The sequence below is a fragment of the Microbacterium sp. H6 genome, from assembly GCF_003314775.1.
In the GTDB taxonomy this organism is placed as follows: domain Bacteria; phylum Actinomycetota; class Actinomycetes; order Actinomycetales; family Microbacteriaceae; genus Microbacterium; species Microbacterium oxydans.
In genome coordinates, this window is sequence record NZ_QOAY01000302.1 from 338 (window position 1) to 3273 (window position 2936).

5 protein-coding genes and 1 pseudogene are annotated in these 2936 nt (G+C 68.5%); 2 read left to right on the forward strand and 4 right to left on the reverse strand.

All coding sequences use genetic code 11. The features are described from left to right. Nucleotides 1-266: pseudogene (locus tag DSP71_RS24365) on the forward strand (hypothetical protein); the annotation flags it as partial. A 27-nt stretch (nucleotides 267-293) separates the two neighbouring features. On the opposite strand, the gene pth reads toward DSP71_RS24365, so the two are convergent. Then, a complete protein-coding gene (gene pth / locus DSP71_RS19690) occupies nucleotides 294-875 on the reverse strand; it encodes an aminoacyl-tRNA hydrolase (RefSeq protein ID WP_046748930.1) in 582 nt (193 codons plus the stop codon). Between the two features lie 101 nt (nucleotides 876-976). Beyond that, nucleotides 977-1591 carry a 50S ribosomal protein L25/general stress protein Ctc gene (locus tag DSP71_RS19695; protein WP_113681864.1) on the reverse strand — a complete coding sequence of 205 codons (615 nt, stop codon included), beginning with the start codon at nucleotides 1589-1591 and terminating at the stop codon, nucleotides 977-979. A 223-nt stretch (nucleotides 1592-1814) separates the two neighbouring features. Between DSP71_RS19695 and DSP71_RS24370 the strand changes: the two genes are divergently transcribed. After that, nucleotides 1815-1940: a hypothetical protein gene (locus DSP71_RS24370; protein WP_017828452.1), complete on the forward strand. Its 126-nt coding sequence runs from the start codon at nucleotides 1815-1817 to the stop codon at nucleotides 1938-1940. A gap of 15 nt (nucleotides 1941-1955) precedes the next feature. Here DSP71_RS24370 and DSP71_RS19700 read toward each other — a convergent pair whose 3' ends face one another. Both DSP71_RS19700 and DSP71_RS19705 read right to left on the reverse strand, forming a co-directional pair. Continuing rightward, nucleotides 1956-2447: a gluconokinase gene (locus DSP71_RS19700; RefSeq protein WP_113681865.1), complete on the reverse strand. Its 492-nt coding sequence runs from the start codon at nucleotides 2445-2447 to the stop codon at nucleotides 1956-1958. Beyond that, nucleotides 2444-2936, reverse strand: a 493-nt coding sequence (locus tag DSP71_RS19705) for a zinc-binding dehydrogenase (protein ID WP_147251413.1), incomplete at its 5' end; no start/stop codon positions are given. The genes DSP71_RS19705 and DSP71_RS19700, both read right to left, overlap by 4 nt.

Genomic DNA, 2936 nt, shown 5'->3' on the forward strand with positions numbered 1-2936 from the left:
GCGCATCGGTCACCGCCGATGACCTCCGGGTGCTGACCCCGGTCCGGGATCAGGTGCTCTGGGCGGAGCTCTCGTTCTGGCTCGGGACCCTCGTCGGCGTCGCCGCGATCGTCCTCGGCATCATCGCGATCGCCAAGAAGCGTGGCCGGGGTGCAGGAATCGCCGCTCTCGTGGTGGCGGTCCTGGCGTCGGTGATCTTCTTCATCGCACTGGTGGTGGCTCTCACGACCGGCGCCGCTGCGGGGATGTCGAACTTCTCGGCCTGACCGCACGGCCGGTAAGCAGCTGCCGCGTCAGCGCGGCGCGTGGTGTTTCTGCTGCGCCGCCAGGAGTCCTTCGTCGACCAGCAGCTCGACCGCATCGGCGGCATCCGAGACGAGGATCGGCAGGTTCGGCCGCTCTTCCTTGCCGAAGGGTGCCAGCACCCAGTCCGCAGGATCCTGACGCCCGATCGGACGACCGATGCCGACTCGCACGCGCGGGAAATCCGCCGTGCCCAGCGCTCTGGCGACGTCGCGCACACCGTTGTGCCCTCCGTGCCCGCCGCCCGTCTTGAGCTTGACGGTGTCGAACGGGATGTCGAGCTCGTCGTGCACGACGACCACCTGCTCGGTGGGGACCGAGTAGAACCGCGCCAGAGCCGCCACCGGCGTGCCCGAGACGTTCATGAACGTGTTGGGCTTGGCGAGCACCAGCTTGTCCGCGCCAGGGCGCAGCCAGGTCTCGACGACGCGCGCTCCCCCCTTGTGCTCGCGGAACGCCTCGGAACGCCGCGAGGCGAGCTCATCGACGACCATCTGTCCGATGTTGTGCCGAGTGCTCTCATACCGCGGGCCGGGGTTGCCGAGCCCCACCACGAGCCAGGTCGATGGCATGTCCTCGTCCTCTCCCTGTCCGGGGCTGCAGCATCCCGGTCAGGATACGACAGAGGGGACGCGATCGGATCGCGTCCCCTCTGTGATGAATCAGTCGGAGATCACTCCGCGGCGGCCTCTTCGGTCGCCTCATCGGCGAACTCGCCTTCGGTCTCCGCCTCGTCCTCTTCCGCGGGTGCGGCGGGCACGGAGATCGCGACGACGAGCACCTCGGGGTCGGAGAGCAGCGTGGAGCCCTTGGGGAGCTGCACGTCGGCGGCAGTGATGTGCGCGCCCTCTTCCAGGCCCTCGACCGAGACCTCGATGTTCTGGGGGATGTGCGTGGCCTCGGCCTCGATCGACACGGTGGTGGCGTCGAGGTTCGCGATCGTACCGGGAGCCGACTCGCCCGTGACGATGATCGGGACGTCGATGGCGACCTTCTCGCCCTTCTTCACGACGAGCAGGTCGATGTGCTCGATGATCTGGTGCACCGGGTCCTTCTGCACGTCCTTGACCAGAGCGAGCTGGGACTTGCCCTCGATGTCGAGCTCGAGCAGCGCGTTCGCGCGGCGCAGGATGAGCGAGACCTGGTGGCCGGGGAGTGCGACGTGCACCGGCTCCGTGCCGTGACCGTAGATGACGGCGGGGATCTTGCCGGCGGCGCGGAGGCGGCGGGCGAAGCCCTTGCCGAAGCTCTCGCGGAGCTCGGCCTGGACCTTGGTGTCTTCAGACATGGGTTCTCCTTCGGGGCACGCAGCGAAGGCGCCGCGCGGTGGTCTTGGAATTTTCGAACTCGCTGACGCAGGAGGAAAGCCACCGGGCTTGCTTCGCCGCGTCGATAACGGATGTTCGCGCACGCGCAGAAGCATCCCTCGCCGAGGTACAGCCTCAATGGTACCGGATGACCCGATAGGCTGAGGACACCGGTCCTTTTTCTGCAGAACACGGAGAACCCCCATGCTCGACGGCGCCTTCCTCTCGCACGCACTCCTCTGGCTGATCGGCGCCATGACCGTGTGCGCGGCCGTCACCTCGTTCATCGCGCTGTTCGCGATGGGCCGCTCGGGCTACCGCAAGGACTGACGAGCGACAGCGGCGCTAGCGCTGCCCCACCGCCGCGGCGATCAGCGCGGACGCGGTCCGCACATCCGCCTCCGCGCCGATGCTTATGCCCTCTTCGTCTGCATCGAGCGACTCGAGGGTCTGCAGCTGGGAATCCAGCAGTGCGGCCGGCATGAAGTGATCCACGCGCAGGCGCATCCGCTCCTCGAGGACGTCGCGACCGATCGCCAGTTCGGCGAAGAATGCCTCCGGCGCCTCGTCTCTGATGAGGTCGCGATAGACGCGTCGAAGGGCTGAGCACGCGACGACGACGCGCTCCTCCGCCTGGAGGGTCTTCCCGACGAGGCGGAGCCAGGGCTGTCGATCCGCATCGTCCAGCGGAACTCCAGCGGCCATCTTGCCGACGTTCTCCGGCGGATGCAGGTCATCGCCGTCGATGAACCGCGCTCCGAGAGAGTCGGCCAGGAACGCGCCCACCGTCGACTTGCCGGAGCCACTCGGACCCATCACCACGATGCGCACGCTCATGCGCCTCTTCCGAAGTCGATGAGCACCTTGCAGGAGCTCGCAGGGTCGGCGGCCCGTGCGAACGCCTCGAGCGCATCGTCGACCGGCAGCACGTGGCTGATGATACCGCGCACGTCGAGGCTGCCGTCGGCGAGAGCGGCGATGACCTCGTCGAACTCCGCCCCGAAGCGGAACGATCCGCGCAGGGTGAGTTCGCGCGTGATCGCGGTGGCCATCGGCGCCGGCACGTCGCCCCCGCGCTGCAGCCCCAGCATCACCACCACGCCCCCGCGGACGGCGGAGGAGACGGCGGCCGCGAGACCGGGGACGGTGCCGCTGGATTCGATCACGACATCGGCGTGCAGCTCGGAGACCTCGCTCTCCGCCCTGGCGTCGATCGACCGGATGCCACGCGCTTCGGCGATCTCCCGCGGCAGCTGCTGCAGATCGGTGACCGTCACGGACGTGGCCCCCTCCCGCTGGGCGACGGCCGCGACGAGTTGGCCGATG

What these genes read in the sequence shown, in the direction of transcription:
- pth (WP_046748930.1), bottom strand. Translation starts at nt 875, where the DNA reads ATGCCATCGACCTGGCTCGTGGTGGGGCTCGGCAACCCCGGCCCGCGG.
- DSP71_RS19695 (WP_113681864.1), bottom strand. Translation starts at nt 1,591, where the DNA reads ATGTCTGAAGACACCAAGGTCCAGGCCGAGCTCCGCGAGAGCTTCGGC.
- DSP71_RS24370 (WP_017828452.1), top strand. Translation starts at nt 1,815, where the DNA reads ATGCTCGACGGCGCCTTCCTCTCGCACGCACTCCTCTGGCTGATCGGC.
- DSP71_RS19700 (WP_113681865.1), bottom strand. Translation starts at nt 2,447, where the DNA reads ATGAGCGTGCGCATCGTGGTGATGGGTCCGAGTGGCTCCGGCAAGTCG.